This is a genomic window from Streptomyces herbicida, from assembly GCF_032656585.1.
GTDB classification, from domain to species: domain Bacteria; phylum Actinomycetota; class Actinomycetes; order Streptomycetales; family Streptomycetaceae; genus Streptomyces; species Streptomyces herbicida.
Window position 1 is genome coordinate 111,249 of sequence record NZ_JAUYWJ010000012.1, and the last position, 26,183, is coordinate 137,431.

The window sequence follows — 26,183 nt, forward strand, 5'->3', positions numbered from 1 at the left end:
GTCCTTCCGGGAGCGGCGGACGCCACCATAGGCACGTCAGTGATCCACTCCGCAACGGCGTTGCCGCAGAGGGCAGTTACACCTGGTTACCGTGGCACACATGAGGGAACTGGGCGGATACTGTGTGGAGCTTGTGAGAACCGCCTTACCGGCCTCTTACCGGAACTTACGGCCTCCCATACCCTCCGTCACCGTGAGATCAACATCACAGTCGGAATGAAGCCTGGAGCAAGCGACAGACCTCGCCGCGTGGACGATCAGACTCTGACGACCGGACTCGTTGATCCGCTCCGTCCGAGTCGGCCGGCCAGCGCCGTCGGTGTCGACCCCGCGCCATGACAGAGCCATGCGCGTTGTCGGGCACCGTTGTTACCGGGTGCCGTAGGCGTTGCACGACCATCGAGAAAAGCCCTGCCGCACAGCGTGGCGTCATCCGACGAGTCGGAGCTCCTGGCCGCGTGACGGCCGATGACGCGTCCCAGGGCCGACGCGCGGCCACACGGTGCACCGACGGTTCCCCTCCCGCATGACGCGGGTTCCGTGCTCGGTCACGCGAACCACGGCCCGGGCTCCGGGCCGGGCCGATGCACCTGCACTGGTAGCCGCCTCACAGACCGGCCCGCGCCAGCAGGACCGGCAGCGCCTCCGGCTTCACCTTCTGCACCGACCGCACCTGACCGAGGGCCAGGTCCTCCCGCCCTACCGGGTCGCGGTACCGCGCGTCCGTCGCCTCCGGCAGCAAGGTCGCCTCAACCCGGTAGGAAAACTCCGGGTCGTCGGGATCCTCGTACGGCTCACCATCGATCTCGGCCACCGCCGCGACCGCTGACTCCGGGTGGCTGAAGAAGAACCACAGGCGGTCGCCCGGACGCATGCGGTTGCGCCGGCTGAGCCAGAAGTCCAGCTCGGGATCCTCGTGGGCGAGGCGGCGGATGGTTTCCTTGTCGGAGGGCTCTCCGTCCAGTGTGTCCTTGTTCGGATTGAGGATGTAGATCCAGTCGGTCAAGCCTCTGCCACCTTTCACGCACTGGCCTTCGGACACACGGTATGGAAGGAGGACGGGCAGCGTTGCGCAGTATCACGGCCGTGTGAAGGGTGACTGTGGGCGGCCGGCGGCCAGCGCACTGAGGCGGTCGCCGATCACGGAGACACCAGGGCGAGGTTCGTTCTCGTAGTACCAGGGCTTGCGTCGGCGCAGCAGCGGCTCGCCGTGCTCGCTCCAGGTGAACCCGGGCTTCCGCAGCAGCTTTCGGAACACCGCGTCGACCATCTCCGGGTGAGCGGCGGCCAGCCGGCGGATCGGCAGTGGTCCGATCGACTCCTCGCGCAGGTACGTGCGCAGCAGGTCCTGATGCTGCCTGCGGCCCGCGAGGGTCGGGGTCGCGAAGAGGTCCCGCAGCATCCCGTAGTCCGCGTAGAAGTTGAGTCCGTCGGCCTGGTCGTAGATGACACCGATGGTGTCCGAGCCCGCCAGTTCCGACGGCAACTCGAAAAGGGGCAGGGCCAAGTCGGGGAGCCGACCGTCACGGGCACGGTCGGGATGTCCGGCGACGGCAGCCTCCTGACGGTGGCGGTAGTAGGCGTTGAGTAGGTCCTCGGCCTCGGCAGGCGGGAGGACCAGTTCGTCGCCGCCGCAGAACTCGACGAACGCGGCCCGGTCCTCCCGCATCGCCTGCCATCCCTGCTCGACCTTCTGGGGGTTGCGGAAGACCAGTTCGGGTCGGCTCGTGGCCAGTTGGAGAGCGGCTTGGGCGATCTCGGTGGCGCTCGACCTTGGGTAGCTCGACATCGCCCCGGACACCAGCCACGACCCACGCGCCGGATGCACCGGTACCAGGCAGGCATGGAGGAAGCTGCCCTTGGACACTCCGCGGTAGGCCGCCCGCCCGGCATTCGAGTACGTGCGGTACTCCAGGTCGTCGACCAGGTTCAGCAGGACGACGGCATCCCCTTCCTTGCGCTGGACCTCGAAGATGCCCTCGACCGGGTCACGCCAGCCGAGCAGCATCTCCCGGTCGGCCACGGTCAAGTCCTTCCGCCCGGCGACGAACCGGTCCACCACGGTCGAGCCGTCCGGCAGGCGGTGCCGCAGGATGAAGTGGTCGACGATCCGGATCGCCTCGCCCTCGTCCAGGTGCCGCTCAGGGCCCGCGGGCTCCAGCAGGAGGGGCGTCAACCACCGGTCGAAGCGGGAGCTCTGCCCGAAGGCGACCAGCTGCCGTTTCAACTCGGCACTGCGCTGGACGAGGTCGGTCAGCGACGGATCGCCGGCGCCCTGATGCGTGCCCTGTACGACGTCACCCATGTTCAGCCCTTTCACACAAGCCGGTTCCGCGTGGGTGTGAGGTGCGCGGCCTCAACCGGCCCAGTGACGGTATGCCTCGATCCACTTCGCGCCCTGGGGCGCCGGGCTGGGCAAGGGCAGATCCAGGATTTCGATCGACTGCCGCACACCGCCGCGGGAGCACAGGGCGACGATCCTGCCGTCCGGGGTGAGGTCGATGCCGCGAACGGTCACCTCGACACCTAGAACCGCGGTGGTGAAGGGCAGTTCGAGGTGCTCCTCGAGCATGGTGAACAGTCCGGTCAGCTGCTCGTCGTCGTTGTAGGCGTCGACAGTTGCCTGTTCGATCATGGCCTCGAGCTCGGCCGTGTGCAACGCGCTCATGGGGCAACACTAACGACCTCGGGGTGACAACGGGCGGCCATGACGCCGCTGGTACCCCAACTGCTCAACTCTGCCAGCGGCAGGGCAGCGAGGAGCGGGCCGGGCCCGACGTCTGTCGCAGGGAGGCCCTACTGTTTCAGTGGTTCGTCAGTTGGTTGGGGGAGCGATGACTATGACCGAGGAGCGTGCGCAGTACCCGGAGTTCCGACTGCGCCTGCGGCGCGGTGGGCCGATGGCCAGGGGATGGCTTGTGGCACAAGGGGACGGGAAGCGTGGGCACAAGTTCGTCGTCGCGGCGGGTTCCCCGGTTCGGGCCAAGGTGGTGCCCTCGTTCGCCATACGGAAGCCGACCTCGTACCGCGTGCGAGAGGGGCTTATCGAGGAGGGCGCGATCCGGCAGTCGGACATCCGGCCGGGATGGCTGGAGACCACCCGGGACATCGAGTGCAGCTCACCGTCGGCCGCCGCCCAAATCCTCATGGGCTGCAGTGTCAACGGGTTGGGGGTGTGGAAGTCAGCGGACGATCGCTCGCTCGCCACTCACCTCGGCCAGGCAGCCGACAATCCCAACCGCCCCTGGCTGATTCGCGGCTCGAACGTCAGCGGCCTCGATCTCGTGCAGCGCCTGTGGCTACCGGAGGGCATTGTCAGCCTCCCCGCCTCCCGACTCCGGCAGGGTGTGGGACAAGGCACCGGCAAGGAGGAGCTGAGGTCCTGCGTGCAGGAGGACTACGAATCCACAGCCACCTACAGTCAGAAGCAGCAGCTGGTCGAAGAGCTGCACGCCTTCCTCTCCCGTATGAAGCCCGGCGACACCGTGTGCACGATCTCCGGCGGGCAGCTGTACGTCGGAGAGATCACCGGTGAAGCGGAGCAGATCGGTTCCGAGGACCGGCGGTCCAACCTGCGGCGGCCGGTCGAATGGCAGCCGACCGGATATGCGTACGACGTCCTGCCCGAGGAGCTGCAGCAGAAGCTGTCCGTCCAGCACGATGTCGTCGACCTCACCTCTGTACAGGCCCACATCGACGGGCTCGGCCTCACCGACCAGGAGCTGGTCGAGGAGGCGGAGGCCATTGAGCGCGACCCGAGCATCGAGATCCCCGCTCTCACCGCCCGCCGCGAGCTCGAACTGCCTGAGCCAACGGACGATCTGGCCGACGAACTCCTCGTGCACGCCGCGGCGTGGCTGCGAGAAGTGCGGGACCTGCTCTGGGACGAACGGCAACTGGTGCTGTACGGCCCGCCCGGTACCGGCAAGACCTACCTCGCGCTGAAGCTCGCCGAGTTCCTGGGTGGCGGCCCCGAGCAGGTCAAGCTCGTGCAGTTCCATCCGTCGTACGCGTACGAGGACTTCTTCGAGGGGTTCCGGCCCCAGGAGGACCCGCAGACCAGGGAGGTCGCCTTCCGGCTCACCGCCGGACCGCTGCGCGAACTCGCCGACCTGGCCTCCCGTGAGGGCAACCGCCACATCCCGCACTTCCTGATCATCGACGAGATCAACCGCGCCAACCTGGCGAAGGTGTTCGGCGAGTTGTACTTCCTCCTGGAGTACCGGAACAAGTCGGTCCGGCTCACCTACTCCGGCGACGACTTCGCGCTGCCGCCGAATCTGTTCGTGATCGGCACGATGAACACCGCGGACCGGTCCATCGCCCTCGTGGACGCGGCCATGCGGCGGCGGTTCGCGTTCGTGGAGTTGTCTCCGCGTATCGAGCCAACGAGCGGGCTGCTGCGCCGCTGGCTGGCCAAGGAGGGCAGAGCCGCCGAGCCCGCCGATCTTCTCGACGCGCTCAACTCCCGTATCGACGATGCCGACTTCCGCATCGGGCCCTCGTATCTGATGAAGAAGGGTGTCTATCGGGACGGCGGCCTGGAGCGGACGTGGCGGACCAAGATCCTGCCGCTGCTGGAGGAACACCATTACGGCGAGGGCGTGGACGTCGAGAAGCGGTACGGGCTGGCCGCGCTGCGGGAGTCGCTGGGGTGACTCCGGTCGTCGAGCTCGTCGAGCATGCGCCGGCCGTCAGTGTTGCCCTGCCCGACGCGGTCGGGCGTGCGCTGGCCGCCGGGGACGTCCTGGACGCGGCCCCGGACCCGTACACTCCGGGCCGTTGGTCGTTGCGGGCGGGCAGCAAGGTCGGCGCGGTGGCCGTCGCGGTGCCCGGCGCGGACGAGACGTTGACCGTGCGCGTCACCCCCAAGACGCCCATCGCCCGGCTCTTCTTCCTGCTCGGTTACAGCCTCGACCCGAAGGGCGGCTGGCGGGACGGCGAGGTCGAGGTGGCCGAGGAGCAGGATCTGCTGCCCGCGCTCGCCCACGCCGTGGAGCGGCAGATGGATCGGGCTCTGCGGCAGGGGCTGTTGCAGGGATACCGGGCTGCCGAGGAAACCGCCCTGGTCGTGCGTGGCCGGATCCGGGAGGCCGAGCAGATGCGCCGCCGGTTCGGCGCGGCACTGCCCGTGGAGGTGGCATACGACGAGTTCACCACCGACATCGCCGAGAACCGCATCCTGCGGACGGCCGTCGAACGTCTCCTGCGACTGCCCGGTGTACCGCGCGAGGTGCGTCGCAGGCTGCTTCACCAGCGTGCCCGGCTGATCGACGTCACCGCCGTGGTGCGCGGCCGGCCGCTCCCCGACTGGCGGCCGACGCGTCTCAACGCCCGGTACCACCATGCCCTGCACCTCGCCCGCGCCGTTCTGGAGGACGCGTCGGCGGAGCATGCCCCGGGCGGGCTCCACATCGACGGGTTCCTCTTCGACATGAACAAGCTCTTCGAGGACTTCGTGACCGTCTCCCTGCGCGAGGCCTTCCACGACTCGGCTCACACCTCCCGGTTCCAGGATCCGCACCACCTCGACGAGGCGTCGACGATCCGCATGAAGCCGGACTTCGTGCTGTACGGCCCGGACCGCCGGCCGTGCGCCGTCGTGGACGCGAAGTACAAGGCGGAGAAGCGGGGCGGCTATCCGGACAGCGACCTGTACCAGATGCTGGCGTACTGCACTGCCCTGGGGCTGGCTGAGGGGCACCTGGTGTACGCGAAGGGCAACGCCCCGCACGCGGCCCACCGAGTGCGGCACGCGGGCATCGTGATCCATCAGCACGCCCTGGACCTGGACCAGGAACCGTCCGGCCTGCTCGGGGACATCGCCGCGATCGCCGGACGTATGACAAGCCCATGAACTTCATACACGCCGCGCGTATGATCGACTGCGGGGAGTCCGTTCAGGGTGGGGAGTGCACGTCGTGCCGCAGCTCGCGTTCGCCAACAGCTTCTGGGAGAGCTACGACGTCCTGGAGAAGCCCGTCAGGGCCGGCGTGCGCAAGGCGATGCAGAAGTTCCAGCAGCTCACCGTTCCGGAGCTGCAGATGGACAAGGGCCTGCACCTGGAGTCTGTCGAGAACGCGCGCGACCCGCGCATGCGGACCATCCGGATCAACGACTTCTGGCGCGGCGTCGTCCTCGCCCCGGACGACGGCAGTGACGTCTTCCTGCTCGTCAACGTCGTCCCGCACGACGACGCCTACACCTGGGCGGCCAAGCGGCTATACACGACGAACTCCGCCACACGGGCCCTCGAGGTCCGCAACGTGGTGGCGATCGAGCAGCTGACTCCGGCCCTGGAGAAGGCGGCCGCCTCGGCCGACTCCCTGCTGTTCGCCAAGTACTCGGACACCGTGCTGCGCGAACTCGGCATCGACGAACAGGTGTTGCGGGCGGTTCGGACCATCGTCGACAAGGTGCAGCTGCAGGCCTTCGAGACGCTCCTGCCCGAGGACCAGTGCGAGGTCCTCCAGTACCTCGCCGAGGGCTTCGGCCCGGAAGAGGTCTACCGCGACGTGGTGACCGCCCGCCGTCCCATCGACGCGGGCCCCGACCCGGACGAGAGCCTCGCCATCGCCATCGCCAACACCACGAGCCGCATCACCCTGGTCACCGGCCCGGAGGAGCTCGCCGACATCCTGGAGAAACCGTTCGCGGCCTGGCGGGTGTTCCTCCATCCCTCGCAGCGCCGGGTCGCCTACCGGGTGTCGTACGGCGGTCCGGTCCAGGTGACCGGCGGGCCGGGCACGGGCAAGACGGTCGCCGCGCTGCACCGCGTCAAGCATCTCCTCACTCGCTCGCCGGACACCCGAGTCCTGCTCACCACCTACACCAATGCCCTTGCCGCCGCTCTGCGCGAGAACCTGTCGCTTCTCCTGGACGGTGACGTGGCGTTGCTCGACCGAGTCGACGTGACGACGGTCAACGCCTATGCGCACGGCATCGTGACCCGCCATGACGGCAAGGCCCCCTCCCCCGTGGGCGACCGCGAGGAACGGCAGCTGTGGCAGCGGGTCGTCAAGAAGCTCGGGCTGGCATGGACGGAGCAGTTCCTGGCGCAGGAGTACCGGCATGTCGTCCTCGCCCAGGACCTGCGCACCCTCGACGCCTACCGGGCCGCCTCACGGCGCGGCCGTGGCAGCGCGCTGTCACCGGCGCGGCGGGATCAGTTGTGGCCCGCCGTCGAGCTGTTCGAGTCCCTGCTGCGCGACCAGAAGGCCACCACCCACCTCAAGGTGTGCGCGCGGGCGGCCGACCTGCTGGCAGCCTCGTCGCCGACGCACGATCACGTCGTGGTCGACGAGGCCCAGGACCTGCACCCCGCCCAGTGGCGCGTCCTGCGCGGCGCGGTGGCATCCGGCAGCGACGACCTGTTCATCACCGGCGACCCGCACCAGCGGATCTACGACTCGAAGGTCTCGCTGGGTTCCCTGGGCATCTCGGTGGCCGGACGCACGCATCGTCTGCGCATCAACTACCGCAGCACCGAGGAGATCCTCGCCTGGTCGACGGGCATCCTCAGCCCGGTTTCGGTCGACGACCTGGGCGGCGAGGGCAGCGACACCCTGGCGGGCTACCGCTCGCTGCTGCACGGCCGCAGACCCCGAGTGGAGGGGTACGGCTCCGAGCAGGCCGAGGTCGCGGCGCTCGTCGAGCACGTCCAGGGCTGGATCGCCCAGGGCATCCGCCCGTCGGAGATCGGTGTCTGCGCACGGTTCAACGTGCTGCTCGACAAGGCTCACGACAAGCTGGTCGCGGCGCAGGTCCCGGTGGTCAGGGTCAAGGACAACCCCGGACCGGACGCGGACGGAGTCCGGCTCGCCACCATGCATGCCATGAAGGGACTGGAGTTCCGCTGTGTGGTCGTCCTCGGCGTGACGGCGAGCGCGGTGCCCTTCGCCCGGGAGGTCACGCCTGCCTCGGTGGACGCGCTCCAGCACGACTCGGATCTGCTGCGCGAACGGTGTCTGCTGTTCGTGGCGTGCACCCGGGCGCGGGAGGCGCTGTCGGTGTCCTGGAGCGGTGTGGCAAGTTCGTTCGTGCCGCAGGGGAACTAGACACCGGGAAGTCGTCGAGCGCGCTTGTCAGTCCCCGGGTGCCAGTGCCCCGTTGCCCAGTCCGTCCCGCGCCAGTGCGGATACCTGTGCGCTCAACTCGGCTACGCGCCGGGTCAGTTCCTCGAACTCCTGAAGTGCCCGGAACGCGCCGCCGTACCGCCGCTGGTCCGCGATGTCCATCTGCGGGATGCGCGCGCCCTTGCCGTCCAGCCGGAAGGTGCCGCTGGCACTCGTGGACCGCCGGGTGTTCGCCGAGCTGCGCAGGAACCCCTGGAGGAAGTCGGTGTCGAGCTGGTCGCTGACGGAGACGGGTTCCGGATCGCCGTACTCGACCAGTCCGGCGCGGGCGAGGTCGGCGACACTGACGGACGGCCCCTCCGGCACGCCGGCGCCCGCTCCCGCTGTCAGTACGGGCAGCAACTCGGCCAGCAGCCGCACCTGTCCCGCCAGCTCACTACGCAGGGCCTGGTATTCCGCCGCGTAGTCGCGATGGGACTCGACCACGTGACGCCCCGGGGTGAGGTCCACGGCATCGTCGAGCAGTTCGATCAGAGAGACGTCCGCCACTTGGTCGGCTCGCGGCTGCAGGGAGCCGTCCGGGTCGTTCGCCGCCAGGTCGACCATGCGCACGCTGGTCGCGGCGTCGCCGAGCGACCGCGGGCGGCGCAGCTGCCAGAGATGCACGGGCAACGCGTGGGACGCCGCCACGCCGGCGGGCAGGGCGGTCAACTGGGTCAGGGCGCCGCGCCGTACGAGCTCGGCGCGGATCCGGCGGCCCGCCTTGCGGTAGGCGACGGAGGCGGGCATGACCATGAGGACCCGGCCGCCGGGCGCGGTGTGCGCGTAGGCGTGCTGCAGCCAAGCGAGTTCGCCCTCGGCGCGCGAAGGTGTGCCGAACTCCCAGCGGGAGTCGAGGAGCAGCTCTTCGCGCCCCCAGTCCGTGTCACCGATGGGCGGGTCGCAGACGACGAGATCGGCCCTCAGCTCGGCCCACCGGTCGTCACGCAGCGAGTCTCCCGTGACGACGTCAACTCCGGTTCCTCCGACGAGGTCGGCCCGCAGCTGGGCGAAGCGGGCGCTGCGGGCGTCCGACTCCTGGCCGCAGCGCCGGGGCCCCCGCTCGGGGCCGATGGTGAGGAGCAGGGTCCCGATGCCGCAGGCCGGATCGAAGAGCGTCGCGTCGTCGGCCACCTCACCGGCGAAATGCCGCACGGCACGCACGATGCGCGGTGAGGTGACCTGGTCGGACCCGGCTCGGCGTACGGAGTCGGTGAATCGTTCGGCGAGGGCGGTCACCACATCACCTGCGGAACTGCTCTCGGCCAGGCCACGCACCAGTGCGACGATCTCCGGGGACAGTGCGTCAGGTGCCCCCGGGCCGGGTGCGGCGAGGAGCCCCGCCACGTCGCCGAGACCACCGAGCACATCGTCACCGTAGGCCCCACGCAGCGCCTGCCACAGCTGCACCTCGTCCGAGACGCCGTGCCCCTTGCGCTGCTTGTCCAGCCACACCTGAACCTGGGCCAGGTCGAAGAGCGGACTGTTCACACCCCCGCCGGCGGGTGCGGGGAAGTCGTCGTAGCGCCGTCTCCAGTTCGACACCGCGGCGCGGGTGACCCCTGCAAGCCTGGCGATCTCGGAGCCATTGACGAGTGCCCCGGTGGCCGGCGGGGCGGCATGGTCCGTCATGCGGCAACCGTACACAGCACCCGCTCAAGCTGCAACGAGGGATATCGTTGACAATGTTAACGAACTTTGCCCGTTCTTGGTGAACCAGAAGGCGAGGAGCCCCTCGGGGGTACCACGCCGCCCGTCACCCATTTCACTCACCACGAGCCCTGTCGGTCCCTCGCGGTGGGCGCGCGCTCCCGACTCGCGCCCACCGCGGGACCCGCCTCAGGCGGCCCTGCGTGCGCGGCCGCGATGGCTGCGCACGATCTCCGCGTACCGGTGTCCGGTTCCCTTGATCGTGCGGACCTGCGTGCGGTAGTCGACGTGGACGAGGCCGAAGCGCTTGTCGTAGCCGTACGCCCACTCGAAGTTGTCCAGCAGCGACCAGGCGAAGTAGCCGGCCAGCGGGGCGCCCTTGCGGGCCGCCGAGGCGCAGGCCGCGAGATGGCCCACCAGGTACTCCTGGCGCTCGGGGTCGTCGACGGTGCCGTCGGGGCGCACCAGGTCCGGGTAGGCGGAGCCGTTCTCCGTGACGTAGATCTTCCGGGCTCCGTACTCGTCGGTGAGGCGGAGCAGCAGGGTCTCGATGCCGCTCGCGTCGATCTCCCAGTCCATGCCGGTACGGGGGACGCCCGGGCGGCGCACGGAGCGTACGCGGGGCGCGGGGCCGGTGGGGTCGTCGGCCACGTACGCCGGGAAGTAGTAGTTGAGGCCGAGCCAGTCCAGCGGGGCGGCGACCGCCGCCAAGTCGCCTTCCTGCTCGGGGAGTTCGACGCCGTACACCTCGCGCATGTCGGCCGGGAAGCCGCGGCCGTGGACCGGGTCCAGCCACCAGCGGTTGACGTGGCCGTCGTGGCGGCGGGCTGCGGCCTCGTCCTCGGGGCTGTCGGTGGCGGGAAACACCGTGGAGAGGTTGTTGACGATGCCGATCCCGGCGCCCGGGGCGGCCGCGCGGATCGCCTGAGTGGCGAGGCCGTGGCCGAGGAGGAGGTGGTAGGAGGCGCGGACGGCAGCCGTGAGGTCGGTCAGGCCCGGGGCCATCTTGCCTTCCAGGTGGCCGATCCAGGCCGAGCAGGAGGGCTCGTTGAGGGTCGCCCAGAGCCGCACGCGGTCGCCGAGTCGTTCGGCGACGGTCGAGGCGTACTCGGCGAACGCGAGGGCGGTCGCCCGTTCCGGCCAGCCGCCGCGGTCCTGGAGGGCCTGCGGGAGGTCCCAGTGGTAGAGGGTGACGGAGGGGGTGATGCCGGCCGCCAGCAGACCGTCCACCAACTCGTCGTAGAAGGCGAGGCCCTTGCGATTCACCGGGCCGTCGCCGTCCGGCATCACCCTCGGCCAGGCGATCGACAACCGGTAGGCGTTCGTACCGAGTCGGCGCATGAGGCCGATGTCCTCGCGCCAGCGGTGGTAGTGGTCGCAGGCGACGTCGCCGTGATCGTCGTTGTCGATCTTTCCGGGGGTGTGCGAGAAGGTGTCCCAGATCGAGGGGGAGCGGCCGTCCTCGGCGACGGCTCCCTCGATCTGGTACGCCGCTGTCGCCGTGCCCCACAGGAAGTCGTGCGGGAGTGCGGCGAGGTCGATGCGTTCGGACACGTAAGTCCCTTCGGAACGGGGCGGGTTCACTTGACGGCGCCCGCCGTCAGGCCCGCGACGAGATAGCGCTGCAGCAGCAGGAAGCCCGCGACCACGGGCACGCTCACGACCAGCGACGCGGCCATGATCTGGTTCCAGTAGACGTCGTTGAGCGTGGAGTAGCCCTGGAGGCCGACGGCCAGGGTGCGGGTGGTGTCGTTGGTCATGACGGAGGCGAAGAGGACCTCGCCCCAGGCGGTCATGAAGGCGTAGACGGCGACCGCGACGATGCCGGGGATCGCGGCCGGCACGACGATCCGGAAGAGCGCGCCGAGCGGCCCGCAGCCGTCCACCAGCGCGGCCTCGTCCAGGTCCTTCGGCACCGAGTCGAAGTACCCGATCAGCATCCAGATCGAGAACGGGAGGGAGAAGGTGAGGTATGTCAGGATCAGACCGCCGCGCGAGCCGAACAGGGCGATTCCGGTGGTGTTGCCGATGTTGACGTACAGCAGGAACAGCGGGAGCAGGAAGAGGATGCCCGGGAACATCTGCGTCGACAGCACGGTGACCGTGAAGACGCGCTTGCCGCGGAAGCTGTAGCGGCTGACGGCGTACGCGGCGAACACCGCGATCACCACCGAGCAGACGGTGGCCGCACCCGCCACGATCAGCGAGTTCACGAAGTACTTCGCGAGCGGGACGGTCGACCAGATGTCGATGTACGGGCGGATCGTCAGACCGCTCGGCAGCCAGCGGAACTTGCCCGTGACGTCCGCGAGCGGCTTCAGGGAGCTGGAGATCATCACGTACACCGGCACCAGCACGAAGCCGGTGAGCAGCGTGAGGAAGATCCGGCGGGTCCACAGGAAGGAGCGCGGCGGGGCCATCGGGGATGCCGACGGGACCCGGGAGCCGGCGGGGCTAGACATCGGCCGCCCTCCGTCCGCGTGAGGTGAGCAGCAGATAGCCGCCCGTGACGACGAGCAGGAACAGGAGCAGCAGGACGGACATCGCGGAGCCGGTGCCGAAGTTCCAGGTGACGAAGGATGCCTGGTAGATGTGGACGGAGATGAGGTCCGCGGCCTCGGGGGCGGCCTTGCCGAACAGGACGTACGGCGTGTTGAAGTCGTTGAACGTCCACAGGAACAGGACCAGGATCAGCACCTGGTTGACGGGGCGCAGGGACGGCAGGGTGATGCGGCGGATCTGCTGCCACATTCCGGCGCCGTCCAGCGCGGCCGCTTCGTACAGCTCGCGGGGGATGTTCTGCAGCCCGGCCATCACGATGAGGAAGGCGAACGGCCAGCCCTTCCACACGGACACGGTCAGCAGGGCGTAGAAACTGTTGTCGCCGATCAGCCAGAAGGACGGCTTGCCGGTGAGGTGCAGCTGTTCGTGCAGCACGTGGTTCACCAGGCCGTTGTCGTGCTGGAACATGAACACCCAGGTGATGACGGCCGCGTAGACGGGCAGCGCGTACGGCACCAGGAAGAGCGCCCGGAGCAGGCCGCGGCCGCGGAAGGTGTCCTGCATGCAGAGCGCGGCGGCCGTGCCGATCAGCCAGCACAGGCCGACCGACAGCAGGGTGAAGCCGACGGTGACGAGGAAGGAGTGCAGCAGCGCCTCGCCGACGGGAGCGCTGAAGTCCACCGACATCGAATAGTTGTCGAGGCCGGACCAGGGCGCGCTGCCCCAGTCGCGGATGTAGAACTGCGTGAGCTCCTTGAAGCTCATCACGATGCCGATCACCATCGGCACCAGATGGACCAGGAGTTCGAGCAGCAGGGCGGGCAGGAGAAGCAGGTACGGCAGGGAGACGCGGCGGATCCGCCCGGTGCGGCGCGGGTCGCGCGCCGCACCGGGGGAGCTCGTCCGCACCGACTTCCTGACCTCGGTGGCGGTCGTCATGGTGCCGGTGCTCACTTCGCGGGCATCTGCTGCTGGGCCTTGTTCAGCGCCGCCTTCACCGAGTCGGTGGTCACCGGGCGTCCGGCGGCGGCGTCCGCGAACAGGTCCTTGACGGCCGTACCGACCGTGGTCTCGAACTGCGACTCGGAGGCGACCTGTGGCAGCGCGGCGGCGCTGGTGGCGAGGGTGTCCTTCAGGACGGCGTTGGCCGGGGCGGTGAACGCGGCGTCCGACTGGGCGGCCATGACCGGCGGGATGGAGCTGTAGGCGGTGTTGAGGATCTTCTGTTCCGCGTCGCTGGTCATGAACTTCACGAACTTCGTGGCGCCGTCGAGGTTGTGACTGTTCTTGAAGACGGAGATGTTGATGCCCGCGACCATCGAGTTGACCTGGGTGCCGGTGCCGGGGGTGCCGGACTGCACGGGGACGGGAGCGATGCCGTAGGCGTCCTCGCTCATGCCCTGCGACTTGAGGTTGGCGGACGCCGACTGCCACAGCAGCATCGCCTGCTTGCCCTTGGCGAAGTCGCTGACGGACTGGTTCTGCGCGTACTCGGCGTCGCCGGTCGGGATGACCTTGTCCTTGGCCATCAGGTCGACGTACTGCTTGACCGCGGCGACCACGTTGTCGTTGGTGAAGTCGGGCTTGCCGTCGGCGGCGAAGAACTCGGCGCCGTGCTGCTTGGCGAAGACGAAGACGTGGTGGATGTTCTCCGAGACGTTCGAACCCTCGGCGCCGAGGACCGACTTGCCCTTCGCGGATATCTTCTTGCCGTCGGCGACCAGTTCGGCCCAGGTGGCCGGGGGCTTGGAGATGCCCGCGTCGGCGAAGATCTGCTTGTTGTAGTAGAGCGCGTACGCCATCGAGTACAGCGGTACGGCCGCCGGGTCCTTGCCCTCCGCGCCCGTCGAGCCCAGCGCGGAGTCGACGAAGCGGTCCTTGCCGCCGATCTTGGCGAAGTTCTTCGCGTCCCACGGCAGCAGGGCTCCGGTGGCCTGGAGCGAGGCGCTCCAGGTGTTCCCGATGTTCAGCACGTCGGGGCCCTGGCCGGAGGTGGTCGCGGTCAGGATCCGGTTGAGCAGGTCCGACCAGGGCACGACCTCCAGCTTCACCTTGATGCCCGTCTGCTTCTCGAACTTGTCGAGCTCGGGCTGGAGGACCTTCTTGTCGATCGCGATGCCGGCGCCCTGGTTGGAGGCCCAGTAAGTGAGCGTCTTCGGCGAGTCGTTGGACCCGCCACCGCTCGAGGAACCGCCTCCGCAGGCCGTGGCCGCAAGGGCGAGAGACATGGTGACGGCGCCTACGGCCGCGGCTCGGATGCTGCGCATGGCTCCTGGTGTCCCCTTCCGGGATTGCCATCATGGCTTAATTTAGGACGTGAGTTAAACCTCGGAAGCCTGCTCCGTCAAGGGTTTGGACAGAGCGCGACGAACTCCGGTCACACCCCTTGACGGTCGTGTTCACGCCATGAAGCATTCCCCGGCGAGAGAGCGCTCCCTGAACTCCCCACCGTTCGCTTCCCGAACAAGGAGAGCCGCCCCATGCCTTCCCACTCCCCGGACGCCCCTACTCCGCAGAGCCACTCCGTAGGCCGCAGAACCGTCCTCGGCGCCGCCACCGCAGCGGCCTCCGCCGTGGCGGGCCTGGCCGCACCGGCAACGGCCGCCCCGGCAACGGTCATGCCGACAACGGCCGCCCCCCAGCGGGCCGTCCCCGCCCGGCCCCGCCCGCACGCCCTGCCCGGCGGCGGTGACCTCGGCCCCAACGTCCTCGTCTTCGACCCGTCGACCCCGGACATCCAGGCCAGGCTGGACGAGGTGTTCCGGCAGCAGGAGTCGGCCCAGTTCGGTACCGGACGCTACGCGCTGCTGTTCAAGCCCGGCACCTACCACGGGCTCAACGCGCAGCTCGGCTTCTACACCTCGATCGCGGGCCTCGGCCTGTCCCCCGACGACACGACCATCAATGGGGACGTGACGGTCGACGCGGGCTGGTTCAACGGCAACGCGACGCAGAACTTCTGGCGTTCGGCGGAGAACCTCGCCCTGGTCCCGGCGAACGGCACCAACCGCTGGGCGGTGGCCCAGGCGGCCCCCTTCCGGCGGATGCACGTCCGCGGCGGTCTCAACCTCTCCCCCACCGGCTACGGCTGGGCGAGCGGCGGCTACATCGCCGACAGCCGTGTCGAAGGCCAGGTGGGACCGTACTCGCAGCAGCAGTGGTACACCCGTGACAGCGCGATCGGCAGCTGGCTCAACGGCGTGTGGAACATGGTGTTCTCCGGGGTCGAGGGCGCCCCGGCGCAGAGCTTCCCGAACCCGCCGTACACCACGCTCGACACCACCCCCGTCTCCCGCGAGAAGCCGTTCCTGTACGTCGGCGAGAGCGACTTCCGTGTGTTCCTGCCGGAGAAACGGACGAACGCTCGCGGCGTCACCTGGGGCAACGGCACGCCGAGGGGTACGTCGCTGCCGCTCTCGGAGTTCTACGTCGCCAAGCCGGGCGTCAGCGCCACGACCCTCAACCAGGCGCTGGCGCAGGGACTTCATCTGCTGCTCACCCCGGGCATCTACCATGTGGACCGGCCGGTCCAGGTGAACCGCGCGGGCACCGTCGTCCTGGGCCTGGGGTACGCGACGATCGTGCCCGACAACGGAGTCACGGCCCTGAAGGTCGCCGATGTGGACGGCGTCCGGCTGGCGGGCTTCCTGATCGACGCCGGGCCGGTCAACTCCCGCACGCTGCTGGAAGTCGGGCCCACGGGCGCCTCCCGCGACCACTGCGCCAACCCCACCACCGTGCAGGACGTGTTCGTCCGCATCGGGGGCGCGGGCGCGGGCCGGGCCACCACCAGCCTGGTGATCAACAACCGGCACACCATCGTCGACCACACCTGGGTGTGGCGCGCCGACCACGGCACCGGCATCGGCTGGGACACCAACCGGGCCGACTACGGCGTCGTGGTCAACGGTGACGACGTCCTCGCGACCGGCCTGTTCGTCGAGCACTTCAACAAGTACGACGTGCAGTGGTACGGCCGCCGGGGCCGCACGATCTTCTTCCAGAACGAGAAGGCCTACGACGCCCCGAACCAGGCCGCGATCCAGAACGGGTCCGTCAAGGGCTTCGCCGCCTACAAGGTCGGCGACGCCGTCACCGCGCACGAGGCCTGGGGCCTCGGCAGCTACTGCTACTACAACGTCGACCCCACCATCGTGCAGCACAACGGCTTCGCCGCGCCGGACCGTCCGGGCGTCCGGTTCCACAATGTGCTGGTCGTCTCGCTCGGCGGCAACGGGCAGTACGAGCACGTGATCAACGAGACCGGTGCGCCGACCTCGGGTACCTCCACGGTGCCGTCCACCGCGGTGTCGTACCCGTGAGCCGGGGCGGCCCCGCCCGGTGGGCGGGGCCGCCGTATCGGTCACCGCGCGGGCGCCGCGGCCGGCGCCGGCGCGTAGCCGGTGGGCCGGGCCGTGAAGGTGCCACGGCCCTGGGTCCGGCTGCGCAACCGGGTCGCGTAGCCGAAGAGTTCGGCCAGCGGCACGGTCGCCGTCACCATCGCCGCGCCGCCGCGCGCGGTCGAGCCCGAGACCCGGCCGCGGCGCGCGGCGAGGTCGCCGAGCACTCCGCCGACGGCGTCGTCGGGCATGGTGACCGTGACCTCGACGACCGGCTCCAGGAGGACCATCGCGCAGGCGCGCAGGGCCTCCCGGAGCCCGAGCCGGCCCGCCGTGCGGAAGGCGGTGTCCGAGGAGTCCTTCACATGGGTCGCCCCGTCGGTGAGGGTGACACGCAGCCCGGTCACCGGGTGGCCGCCGAGCGGCCCCTCGGCGAGGGCGTCCCGGCAGCCGGCCTCGACCGCGCGGACATACTCCTGGGGGACCCGTCCGCCGACGACCGTGGAGCGGAACTCGAAGCCCTCGGCCAGCGGTTGGACGTCAAGGACGACATGGGCGAACTGACCCGCCCCACCGTCCTGTTTGACGTGCCGGAAGACCAGCCCGGACACCCCTCGGCCGACCGTCTCGCGATAACTCACCCTCGGACGACCGACGTTGACCTCCACGCCGTGGACGCGGCGCAGTTGCTCCGTCGCGACCTCGAGATGCAGTTCGCCCATGCCGGACAGCACCGTCTGGCCGGTCTCGGGATCCGTCCGCACGACCAGCGAGGGGTCCTCCTCGGCCAGCCGCGCGAGCGCGGAGGCCAGCCGGTCGGCCCCGGCCGGGCTACGGGCCTCGACCGCCATCGAGACCACCGGCTCGGCCACACCGGGTGGTTCCAGCACGAGCGGGGCGCCGGGAGCGCACAGGGTCGAGCCGGCGCGGGCGGACTTCAGCCCGCCCACGGCGACGATGTCCCCGGCGACCGCCCGGTCGACCGGGGCGTGCCGGTCGGCCCGGACCCGCAGGATCCGCCCGATCCGCTCGGTGCGGCGTGCGACCGAGTCCCACACGGCGTCTCCCTTCTCGACCGTTCCCGAATACACCCGCAGATACGTCAGCCGACCCGTCGAGGTGATGTTCACCTTGAACGCCAGGGCCGCGAACGGCGCCGCCGGATCGGCGGTCCGCTCCTCCTGCGCACCGTCGTTCGTACCCCGTACGGCGGGCACGTCGAGCGGCGACGGCAGATAGGCCACTACGGCGTCGAGCAGCGGCTCGATCCCGCGGTTGCGGTAGGCCGAGCCGCAGAGCACCACCACTGCGTCGCCGCTGCGGGTCAGGTCCCGCAGGGCGGGGACGAGGGTCGGCGTGGCGACGGTGGACTCCATGCAGAATTCCTCCATCGCCGCCGGATGCAGCTCGGCCACCGCTTCCTCCAGCAGCCTGCGCCGCCGCCCGGCCTCCTTGCTCAACGCCTCCGGCACCGGCCCCTCCTCGGCCTCGCCACCGCCGTCGGACCACACCAGCGACCGCATACGGATCAGGTCCACCACACCGGTGAAGCCGTCCTCGGTTCCGATCGGCAACTGCACGACGAGCGGCGCCGGGTGGAGCCGTCGCCGGATCGACTCGACGGCCGCGTCCAGGTCGGCGCCCGCGCGGTCAAGCTTGTTGACGAACGCGATCCGCGGTACGCCGTGCCGGTCGGCCTGCCGCCACACCGACTCGCTCTGCGGCTCGACTCCGGCGACGGCGTCGAACACGGCGACCGCTCCGTCGAGCACGCGCAGCGACCGCTCGACCTCGTCGGCGAAGTCGACGTGGCCGGGGGTGTCGATCAGATTGATCCGGTGTCCGTCCCAGGCGCAGCTCACGGCCGCGGCGAAGATGGTGATGCCACGGTCGCGCTCCTGGGGGTCGAAGTCGGTGACGGTCGTGCCGTCGTGGACCTCACCGCGCTTGTGCGTGGTCCCGGTCGCATACAGGATCCGCTCGGTGAGGGTGGTCTTGCCGGCGTCGACATGGGCGAGGATGCCCAGGTTGCGGACGGTGGTCTGAGATGTGGTGCGCACGGCCCGGTGCCTTTCGGGAATTGGGCTGGAAAAGGGCGGCGCGATTTCCGTGCGGACGTGAATACCTGATCCTCCGTCAACAAGCAGGCGTGCCTGCGTGAACGAGGTCAGTCGTGCGTCACGGGTGTCCGGTACCGGCCGCGCAGCGGGCACCGGGCGGACGAGGACACGAGGATCACCTCGTACCGGGCACGGGGAACGGCGACAGCGGTGCGGTCACGCACGGCCCTGCTCCCCTCGCTCGTCCCACTGGTCGTCACGGCACACGGCACACGGCCGATGGCCGGCGGCGTGCGGTGTGCCGTGGTGAGTGTAGGAAGGCCGACGCGACCCGGTCACCCGGTTTTTCGACCGGCCGAACCCTGGTCCCGACGCCAGGAGTCGACCGCCGCTGGAGTGCCGGTGGAAATGGAGTTCGGCCCGCCGGAAGGCCGTTGACATGCTTCGGAATAGCCGCCGAGAATATGGCGAACAAGGGGTGACCAACCCGGAAACAAAGGCGAACGGGATGGGCGGCATTCATGCCTGTGAGCGACGTCGTCTCCTTGGCCACGACCGGTGTCGTCGCCGACGCCGACGCGCTTCTGGCCGACCGGGACGTCCTTTATTCCGGAGCGGCGGGAGCCACCGGACTCGGCGATCCCAAGGACCTGCGAAACCTTCCGGACGGCGATGGAACGGCCGCCTGCCTGAGGCGTTGCGCCATCGACCGGAAACTCGGCGGCGCGGCCCCGGGGAGCCGGGCGTTGCGGGCGTGGCGGACATACGGCTCCACCGCCCTGCGTGTCCATGCGGAACCGGCGCTGCGGATTTATGTCCGGGACTGGATTTCCGATTCCGCGGCAGCCGTGTTCGAAGGGCATTTCGTCTCGGTCATGTCGGAACAGGGAATCGGGGAACACGCCCGGCCGTTCCGGGTCACGGCGGATGACGAAATACGGGTTTCGCGGGCGGTTCTGCTGCTCCGGGATCTCGTCCCGGAAATCGCGGACAGCGTCCTGCCCTTCGTGCACCAGATCGTCGTACTCGACTCGCCCATTCCGAGCCTGTATCTGACGCAGGTGCCCGAGACCGTATTCGTCTCCGCGGACACGCTCCGCGGAGACACGCTCGGTCTCGCCGACGCCCTGCTCCACGAATCGCTGCACGAGAAGATGGCCGTACTGCGCCTGACCCGACGGCTCGTACGGCCCGGTTACACCGACGAACGCAGCGCGCGCGTACTGCTTCCGTGGAGTCTCGACCAGGCGACGCCGAGGTGGTTCACCGCGGGCCGCGTCATCTCCGCGGCGCACGTCTACACCCATCTTGCGGTGCTCCACGCGACCGCGCTGCGCAAAGGGCTGCCTGACGAGACCGGCTGCGGCCCGCAGACTGTGCGACAGCGGCTGGCCACGACCGTGGAACGCGGCGGTTTTCTGCTCGACTCGCTCGAACTCAGCAGCGTGCGACGGGAGTTCGGGCCGGACGGACTGCTGCTGCACCGGGAGCTGACGCGGATGCTGGCCGCGGTCCGCGACGAGGTGCCCGCGAGTCTCACCGGCACGCTCAAGACCTGGCACGCCACACCACAGCGCGAGGTGCACACGTGAACTACAAGCTTGCGAAGGGCATTCAGTACCGACCGCTGAGCATCAAGGGCCGGTTCCTCGCCTTCACCACCACGCCTCCCACGGTGCTGCAGATCGACGCCGGTTCGGTGTTGCTGCTGAAGCTGTTCGAGCGTGGCCTGACCGGCGACGAACTCGTCTCGCGCTACGCGGAGTTGCGGAAGAAGAGCGACGCGGACGCACGGAGGGAACTCGCACGCCGGGCCGACGGCCTGGCCGGAGCGGGCCTTCTCGAAGAGCTTCCCGCCCGACCGTCGGCCCCCACACGGTCGAGACGGGAGATCCCCGCACGGCAGGAGGTGTGACGCATGGGTTGCGAAGACAAGTCCAAGATCGACGTCGAGCAGCTGGCCGAACCGGCCGCGGACGCCGAGGACGACGGCGGCTCGACCAGCCCCGTGATCCCCGAGATACAGGCGCAGGCGCAGTACCCCGCGGTCGGCTGAGCCCGGCACTGCCCGGACACCGCGGGCCGAAGAGCCCCGGCGGTCCGCAGCCGTGCTCGTGGTGGCGCCCGGCCGCGGCGCCACCACGGGCGGCGGCGCCGGGTTCCGCGCACGCGCACGGACGACAGCACCGCAATGCCCGCGCGGACGGCAGCACCGGGATCCCGCACGGACCGGGCGACCGGATTCCCCGCACGCGCAGGGCCACCACCCGGCCCATCCACACCCCCAGGCTTCCTCCACGAGGGAGGGACAGGACATGTCCAAGGCACGGCACCTTCTCGGCACCGGCCCTTTCGGGGCAGCGGCGGGCATCCACGCCGACATGGCGACCTTCTCGGAGATCGCGTCCGAACTGCTGCACGCTCACACGGGGCTCCGTCCCCCGAGCCCTGCGGAGCATGCCGCGCTCATCGAGCACAGCGTCGCACGCTCGACGACGCTCGACTCCTTCCGTGCCCTGCACGGCCGCAAGGACCCCGCCGAGGCCGCCCGCATCCTGCGGCGGGGCGCCCAGCTGTTCGCCTCCGCCGCACCGCAGACCCAGCTCGCGGTGCCCGGCCACGCCTACGCCCTCGCCACCGACTGGTCGGCCGTCGAGGCCGGACGGGCACTCAGAACAGTGATCAGCGAGGACCTGGCCGTGCCGCACAACTACGTGGCCGCGACGCCGCGACACGTCAGGGCCGTCGGAAACGGTCTGCGGCTCATCAAGGCGGCCGTCGGCGAGTTCGGCACCTCGATCGTCTCCTCCGTTCGGGGCGCGGTGCTGATCGAGGACAGCATCGTCGAGTCCGCGTTCATCGTTCCGGCACCGTTCGTGTCCGTGCTCAACACCCAGGTGCTCGCCAGTCCACTCAGGACGGCAGACGCCGTTCTCCACGAGGCCGCGCACCAGAAGTTCTACGACCTGCTGGTCTGCCGACGGCTCGTGAACCCCGACTACGACTACCTGGGCGGCGCGCTGTTCGGCATCCCGTGGAACCCCGTGGCGGGCGAACGCCGCCGGATGGACTGTCTGCGCGTCCTGTCCACGATCCATGTGTACGCGCATCTGCTGGAGCTGCTGCTGAGCGCGTGGGAAGGCTCCCTGGCCGACCGGGACGAATGCGACGGCATACTCACCGAGTACTGGCAGCGGGCGCAGTTCTTCGACGCGGCGGTGCGCAGCGGTGTGGTGCGTTCGGCTCTCGGGCCGGACGCGCGGGCGATGGTCGACTGGCTCGCCACGATCATGGACATCCATCGGGAGACCCTCGCCGCGGCCGGACGGGACGCGGACAGCCCGTACACGGCGGACGCGCTCGCACAGGTCCATCGGTTGGAGACGGAAGGTGCCCTCGTATGACGCCGGCCCTCGTATGACGTCGGACTTCGTATGACGTCGGACTTCGTATGACATCCGCCCCGCAAACAGCGTCCCGGGTCTTCGGCCCGTTCTCGAGGATTCTGGAGAAGTTCCCGGACATTCCCGTTCGGTCCCATTTCTCCGGTCTGGCGTTGGCCCGGCATTTTCCGGTCATTCATCTGACCGGCATCGACAACTCGGGAGCTGTGGCGAAGCGCTTTCCGGAGCGCCGGGCCGGACTGGTGCGATTCGTCAAGAGGAACGTCCTCGACTGCCACATATGGCCGAAAAACGCGCTCGACCTCACACTGTTGGCCAACGCGACGCTCAACTCCTTCACGTCCGCGCCCGATGCGTGGGAAGTCGTCCGCAACCGACGGGACGCCAAACGCCCGGACGGCAGTGTCGCGATCGTCGCATTCCGGGAGGTGTCTCTGGAACGCTTTGTCCAGCTGCGTGAAAGGTGTGACGCCGTTCCGTTCGAGGACCGGCGAGGCGACCGGCAGTTGATCCGGCATGGTGTCGGCTTCGCGGCGAAGTCCCGGAAGTTGCGCCACAACTGCTTCATCGAGGCACCCGAGGGGGATGCGCATGCGTTCCCCGGCGCTCCGGGCATTCCTGAAGAACAGGTGTGGACCTCTCGTGAAGTTCGGGCAATGGCCGAGAATCCGGGACTCGCATACGAGGGTCGGATCAGCGGGGAAGTCGCGGGCGGTGGTGCGCACGGTTGGCCGGTCGGCGCCCTTGTGTATTGCGCGCAGGCCTAATCTGTCCTCGGAGGCAGCTTTGATGTGAACGCGGCAAGCGCATGGATGGGACTCGATTGGACACGCAGAAGTCGCGGAAGACGACGTTCGCCCCGCTGCGCCGGAGCATGCTCGTCCCCGCTCCCGCGCTGGTTCTGATCGCGGGCACTCTCTTCTCACGCGTCGGCGACTCGTTCGCCTCCCTCGGCATGGTGCTGGACGCGGCGGACAAGGACTTCCGCTTCGGCGTGACGGAGGTCTTCCTCGCCGAGCTCGTGCCCACGGTGATCGGCGCGCCCTTCATCGGGTCGCTGGTGGACCGGGTCAGCGCGCGGTCCGTGTGCCTGTGGGCGCTGCTGGCGCAGGCGCTTTCCCTCGGCGGCGCCGCCGCGGTGGACGCCTTCCATCTGCGGGTGGCACTGATCGCCGTGTCGGGTCTGGCCGGAGTGGCGTCGGTGGCCGCGGGTTTCAAGATGCTCCCCGTCATCGCGGGCGAGGAGCAAACGGGCCGGGCGAACAGCCTGCTCACCGCCGGGCTCTCGGTGGCGGGGCTGATCGGTCCCGCGCTGGCGGGCCTGCTGCACTCCGTGTGGGGCACCGCATTCCTGCTCGGCGCCGACGGTGTCTCGTTCCTGGTGCTCGCCTGGTGCACCGCGCTCGCCGTCCCCCCCTCGGTGGACGTGGCCATCGGCCGCAGGCCTGCCACAAAGCTGTCGGACGGGTACCGGGCGCTGCGGCACGCGCCGGTTGTCGGCGCGCTGCTGCCGACGCTGGCGGCGGCGATGGTGGCCACCAGCATCGAAGGGGTCGCCGGCGTCTACTACTTGCGTGACGTGGCGGACGGCAACGACAGCGTCTTCGGTCTCTTCCTGGCGACCTGGGCGCTGGGCAGCATCCCGGGCGCGCTGCTCGCCGGCCGTGCGGGATGGTCGCGACGGCACGCCGCGCTCATCCTGGGCGGGGTGCTCGGCATCTCCGTCGGGCTGGTGCTCGCCGGTCTGCTCCCGATGGCCCCGGTGATCTTCCCGCTGTTCCTGCTCGCGGGCTTCGGCAACGGCGTGTGCAACGTGGGTCTGCGCAACGCCGTGCACACCAATGTCCCCGCCGAGGTGCACGGCAGCGCCTGGGCCTGCTACCAGGCCCTGTCCCGGTGCTGTATCGGCCTCGGCTATGTGCTGGGCACCCCCAACAGCCTCGTCTCCAGCCGCGGTCAGGTGATCGTCTCCGGTGCGATTCCGCTGGCCTTCGTCGTGTGGGAGATGCTGCGCTCGCTCCGCCGCAGACAGCCCGCGGTAGGAGAGGCCTCGGGATGACGCACTGACCCGTTGGCCCTTCCCGTCAGCCGTGGAGCCCCGAGGCGAACAGGGCGGCCAGCTGGGCGACACCCGGTGCGACCGTGAAGCGGGTGGGTCGTTGGAGGGTGCTTCGGCCGGTACGGCTCCCCTCGCGGACGGCGGGCAGACGCCGGCCGGCGCCCGGGGGGCTGGGTGCGGGGCTCAGGCGAGCGGGGCGCCGGCGATCGCGATGCGCTCCATCACGCGCCGCTGCGGGAAGTAGTCGTTGATCGCGTAGTGCTGGGTGGCGATGTTGTCCCAGATCGCGACCGAGTCGGCCTGCCAGCGGAAGCGGACCTGGTACTCGGGCACGCGGGCCTGCAGCACGAGCTCGTCGAGCAGTTCGCGGCTCTCGTGGTCGGACAGACCCACGATCCGCACGGTGAACGGCTCGTTCACGTAGAGCAGTTTGCGGCCCGTGCGCGGGTGGCGGGCGACCACCGGGTGCTCGACCGGCGGCAGCGTGGCGCGCTGCGCCTCGATCTGTTCCGGTGTCATCAGCGCGCCCCAACTGGGCACCCAGTCGTGCACCGCGGTGAGCCCCTCGAGCCGCGCCTTCATCTCCTCGGAGAGGTTGTCGTACGCGGCACCCATGTCCGCCCACATCGTGTCGCCGCCGGCGGGCGGGATCTCCACCGCGCGCAGTACCGAGCCCAGCGCGGGGGCGGCCATGAAGGAGTGGTCGCTGTGCCAGATGTTCTCGCTGCCGACGGCCACTGCGTCCTTGGCCAGGCGCGAGACGCCGACGGTGTCGCCCTTCGGGAAGAAGGGGTTCGGCTCCGGCACACCCCAGATCCCGGCGAGCGCGTGCTGGGCGTCCGGGCCGAAGGCGTGCTGGTCGCGGAAGAAGATCACCTTCCATTCCAGCAGAGCCTGCACGAGCTCCTCGGCGAGCTCCTCGCCGATCGGCCGCGACAGGTCGACGCCGCCGATCTCCGCGCCGATGTGCGGGGTGAGCGGCGAGATCCGCAGTTGCCGGTACGGATACGCCGGCGTCCCGGGCGCGGTGCGCTCCAGCACACGCGGGCCGTAGTGCATCAGCGGCCTGTCGACGGCAGGGCGGGGGGTGGCAGGGGCGGGCATGCGGGCCTCCACGGTCGCACCGGAAAATCGTTACTGGAAGTATCGATATCTGGGTGTGGCTCGGCAAGGGTCGACCGCGGGATTCTTTCGAGCGGTTCCGGAGGGGGTGCCGCGCGGCTCAGACGGTGTGGCAGACCGCGCGGGCCACCATGTCGACGAGGTCGTCCGCGAGGCGTGCGTCGGGCAGCTCGCGCTCCGCCAGCAGGCGATAGATCAGCGGCGCCGCCACCAGCGTGGCCGCGGAGCGCACATCGACATCGGGCCTGACCTCGCCACGCGCGATCCCACGCTCGAGAATGGTGCGGGTCTCCCCCATCATCCGCCCGACGAACTCGGCGTACGCCTGGCGTGCCCCGGGATCGTCCGCGGCCGCCCCGATCATCTCTGCCATGAGCCGGTCCGTACCGGGCTGCCGGTATGCCGCCACCCGTGCGCTGAGCACCTCACGCAGCTCCGTCCGGAAATCGCCCAGGTCCGGTACGGACAGCTCGCCGATGTGCCGCTCGGCAGCCGCGAGGATCATGGCCTGTTTGGTGGGCCAGCGCCGGTAGATGGCCGGCTTGCTCACCCCGGCACGTGCCGCGACGACGTCCATGGTGACGGCCCCGATCCCCTGCTCCGTCACCAGTTCGACGACGGCGGCAAGGACAGCACTCGCCACCCGCTCGTCCCGCGGGCGCCCCGGCCCGCGCTCAGCCTTCCGTACCTGCATGCCGACCACGGATCGAGGATACGAGCCCGGCCGCGCCCGTTCGGCCGAAGGTCCGCAGATCCCTGGGACGGGCGCCGGCCGCCGTCACCGCGCGGAGGCCGTCCCGGCCTGATTACCCTGGGCTGTAAAGGGACGCCGGGCCGACGCCTTCCGGCCTTTGCGGCGATGGCTCCCTTGGTGAACGGGTGAGATTCCCTGGGGCGTTCCGGTTGCCGAAGATGTTCCGGCGTCTTCCTGC

21 protein-coding genes are annotated in these 26,183 nt (G+C 69.6%); 10 read left to right on the forward strand and 11 right to left on the reverse strand.

Going from position 1 to position 26,183, the window contains the following annotated elements; all coding sequences use genetic code 11:
• Window positions 1–607: 607 nt before the first annotated feature.
• The 3 genes from Q8A52_RS25055 to Q8A52_RS25065 form a co-directional block, all read right to left on the reverse strand.
• Entirely contained in the window at window positions 608–1,006 is a 399-nt protein-coding gene (locus tag Q8A52_RS25055; RefSeq protein ID WP_316755413.1) for an EVE domain-containing protein, read from the reverse strand.
• A 72-nt stretch (window positions 1,007–1,078) separates the two neighbouring features.
• Window positions 1,079–2,305, reverse strand: coding sequence for a hypothetical protein (locus tag Q8A52_RS25060; protein ID WP_316755415.1), 1,227 nt, complete (start codon window positions 2,303–2,305; stop codon window positions 1,079–1,081).
• Between the two features lie 51 nt (window positions 2,306–2,356).
• Window positions 2,357–2,668: a hypothetical protein gene (locus Q8A52_RS25065; RefSeq protein WP_316755417.1), complete on the reverse strand. Its 312-nt coding sequence runs from the start codon at window positions 2,666–2,668 to the stop codon at window positions 2,357–2,359.
• 172 nt (window positions 2,669–2,840) lie between these two features.
• Between Q8A52_RS25065 and Q8A52_RS25070 the strand changes: the two genes are divergently transcribed.
• The 3 genes from Q8A52_RS25070 (at window position 2,841) to Q8A52_RS25080 (ending at window position 8,057) form a co-directional block, all read left to right on the forward strand.
• Window positions 2,841–4,658 carry a DUF4357 domain-containing protein gene (locus tag Q8A52_RS25070; RefSeq protein WP_316755419.1) on the forward strand — a complete coding sequence of 606 codons (1,818 nt, stop codon included), beginning with the start codon at window positions 2,841–2,843 and terminating at the stop codon, window positions 4,656–4,658.
• Window positions 4,655–5,857, forward strand: a complete 1,203-nt coding sequence (locus Q8A52_RS25075) for an McrC family protein (protein ID WP_316755420.1) — start codon at window positions 4,655–4,657, stop codon at window positions 5,855–5,857. The genes Q8A52_RS25070 and Q8A52_RS25075 overlap by 4 nt, the downstream gene beginning before the upstream one ends.
• Window positions 5,858–5,921: 64 nt before the next feature.
• Complete coding sequence (locus tag Q8A52_RS25080; protein WP_316755421.1) at window positions 5,922–8,057, forward strand: UvrD-helicase domain-containing protein; 2,136 nt, start codon at window positions 5,922–5,924, stop codon at window positions 8,055–8,057.
• Between the two features lie 27 nt (window positions 8,058–8,084).
• Here Q8A52_RS25080 and Q8A52_RS25085 read toward each other — a convergent pair whose 3' ends face one another.
• The 5 genes from Q8A52_RS25085 to Q8A52_RS25105 all read right to left on the reverse strand — a co-directional run bounded on the left by Q8A52_RS25085 (window position 8,085) and on the right by Q8A52_RS25105 (window position 14,533).
• Complete coding sequence (locus tag Q8A52_RS25085) at window positions 8,085–9,746, reverse strand: HsdM family class I SAM-dependent methyltransferase (RefSeq protein WP_316755422.1); 1,662 nt, start codon at window positions 9,744–9,746, stop codon at window positions 8,085–8,087.
• 207 nt (window positions 9,747–9,953) lie between these two features.
• Window positions 9,954–11,318 carry a GH1 family beta-glucosidase gene (locus Q8A52_RS25090; RefSeq protein WP_316755423.1) on the reverse strand — a complete coding sequence of 455 codons (1,365 nt, stop codon included), beginning with the start codon at window positions 11,316–11,318 and terminating at the stop codon, window positions 9,954–9,956.
• Window positions 11,319–11,344: 26 nt separating this feature from the next.
• The gene (locus Q8A52_RS25095; RefSeq protein ID WP_316755750.1) at window positions 11,345–12,184 is read right to left on the reverse strand and encodes a carbohydrate ABC transporter permease; all 840 of its coding nucleotides are present in this window, start codon (window positions 12,182–12,184) and stop codon (window positions 11,345–11,347) included.
• Between the two features lie 34 nt (window positions 12,185–12,218).
• Entirely contained in the window at window positions 12,219–13,205 is a 987-nt protein-coding gene (locus tag Q8A52_RS25100; RefSeq protein ID WP_316755425.1) for a carbohydrate ABC transporter permease, read from the reverse strand.
• Between the two features lie 11 nt (window positions 13,206–13,216).
• Window positions 13,217–14,533, reverse strand: coding sequence for an ABC transporter substrate-binding protein (locus Q8A52_RS25105; protein ID WP_316755427.1), 1,317 nt, complete (start codon window positions 14,531–14,533; stop codon window positions 13,217–13,219).
• 213 nt (window positions 14,534–14,746) lie between these two features.
• Between Q8A52_RS25105 and Q8A52_RS25110 the strand changes: the two genes are divergently transcribed.
• Window positions 14,747–16,588, forward strand: a complete 1,842-nt coding sequence (locus Q8A52_RS25110; RefSeq protein ID WP_316755429.1) for a coagulation factor 5/8 type domain-containing protein — start codon at window positions 14,747–14,749, stop codon at window positions 16,586–16,588.
• A gap of 41 nt (window positions 16,589–16,629) precedes the next feature.
• Here the strand turns inward: Q8A52_RS25110 and fusA are convergent, their stop codons facing one another.
• Entirely contained in the window at window positions 16,630–18,666 is a 2,037-nt protein-coding gene (gene fusA / locus Q8A52_RS25115; RefSeq protein ID WP_316755431.1) for an elongation factor G, read from the reverse strand.
• A 521-nt stretch (window positions 18,667–19,187) separates the two neighbouring features.
• Here fusA and Q8A52_RS25120 point away from each other — a divergent pair.
• The 6 genes from Q8A52_RS25120 to Q8A52_RS25145 all read left to right on the forward strand — a co-directional run bounded on the left by Q8A52_RS25120 (window position 19,188) and on the right by Q8A52_RS25145 (window position 24,129).
• Window positions 19,188–20,258 (forward strand): hypothetical protein, encoded by a 1,071-nt coding sequence (locus tag Q8A52_RS25120; RefSeq protein ID WP_316755433.1) that lies wholly within the window; start codon window positions 19,188–19,190, stop codon window positions 20,256–20,258.
• Window positions 20,255–20,581: a hypothetical protein gene (locus Q8A52_RS25125; protein ID WP_316755435.1), complete on the forward strand. Its 327-nt coding sequence runs from the start codon at window positions 20,255–20,257 to the stop codon at window positions 20,579–20,581. Before Q8A52_RS25120 ends, Q8A52_RS25125 begins: the two co-directional genes overlap by 4 nt.
• Window positions 20,582–20,584: 3 nt before the next feature.
• Window positions 20,585–20,722, forward strand: a complete 138-nt coding sequence (locus Q8A52_RS25130) for a hypothetical protein (RefSeq protein WP_316755437.1) — start codon at window positions 20,585–20,587, stop codon at window positions 20,720–20,722.
• A gap of 259 nt (window positions 20,723–20,981) precedes the next feature.
• On the forward strand, window positions 20,982–22,070 hold the full coding sequence (locus Q8A52_RS25135; RefSeq protein WP_316755440.1) for a hypothetical protein: 1,089 nt from the start codon (window positions 20,982–20,984) through the stop codon (window positions 22,068–22,070).
• 47 nt (window positions 22,071–22,117) lie between these two features.
• Window positions 22,118–22,837, forward strand: coding sequence for a hypothetical protein (locus Q8A52_RS25140; RefSeq protein ID WP_316755443.1), 720 nt, complete (start codon window positions 22,118–22,120; stop codon window positions 22,835–22,837).
• 56 nt (window positions 22,838–22,893) lie between these two features.
• Window positions 22,894–24,129, forward strand: coding sequence for an MFS transporter (locus Q8A52_RS25145; RefSeq protein ID WP_316755444.1), 1,236 nt, complete (start codon window positions 22,894–22,896; stop codon window positions 24,127–24,129).
• 183 nt (window positions 24,130–24,312) lie between these two features.
• Here the strand turns inward: Q8A52_RS25145 and Q8A52_RS25150 are convergent, their stop codons facing one another.
• Window positions 24,313–25,233: a TauD/TfdA dioxygenase family protein gene (locus Q8A52_RS25150; RefSeq protein WP_316755446.1), complete on the reverse strand. Its 921-nt coding sequence runs from the start codon at window positions 25,231–25,233 to the stop codon at window positions 24,313–24,315.
• A gap of 118 nt (window positions 25,234–25,351) precedes the next feature.
• A complete protein-coding gene (locus tag Q8A52_RS25155) occupies window positions 25,352–25,945 on the reverse strand; it encodes a TetR/AcrR family transcriptional regulator (protein ID WP_316755751.1) in 594 nt (197 codons plus the stop codon).
• Between the last annotated feature and the right edge of the window lie 238 nt (window positions 25,946–26,183).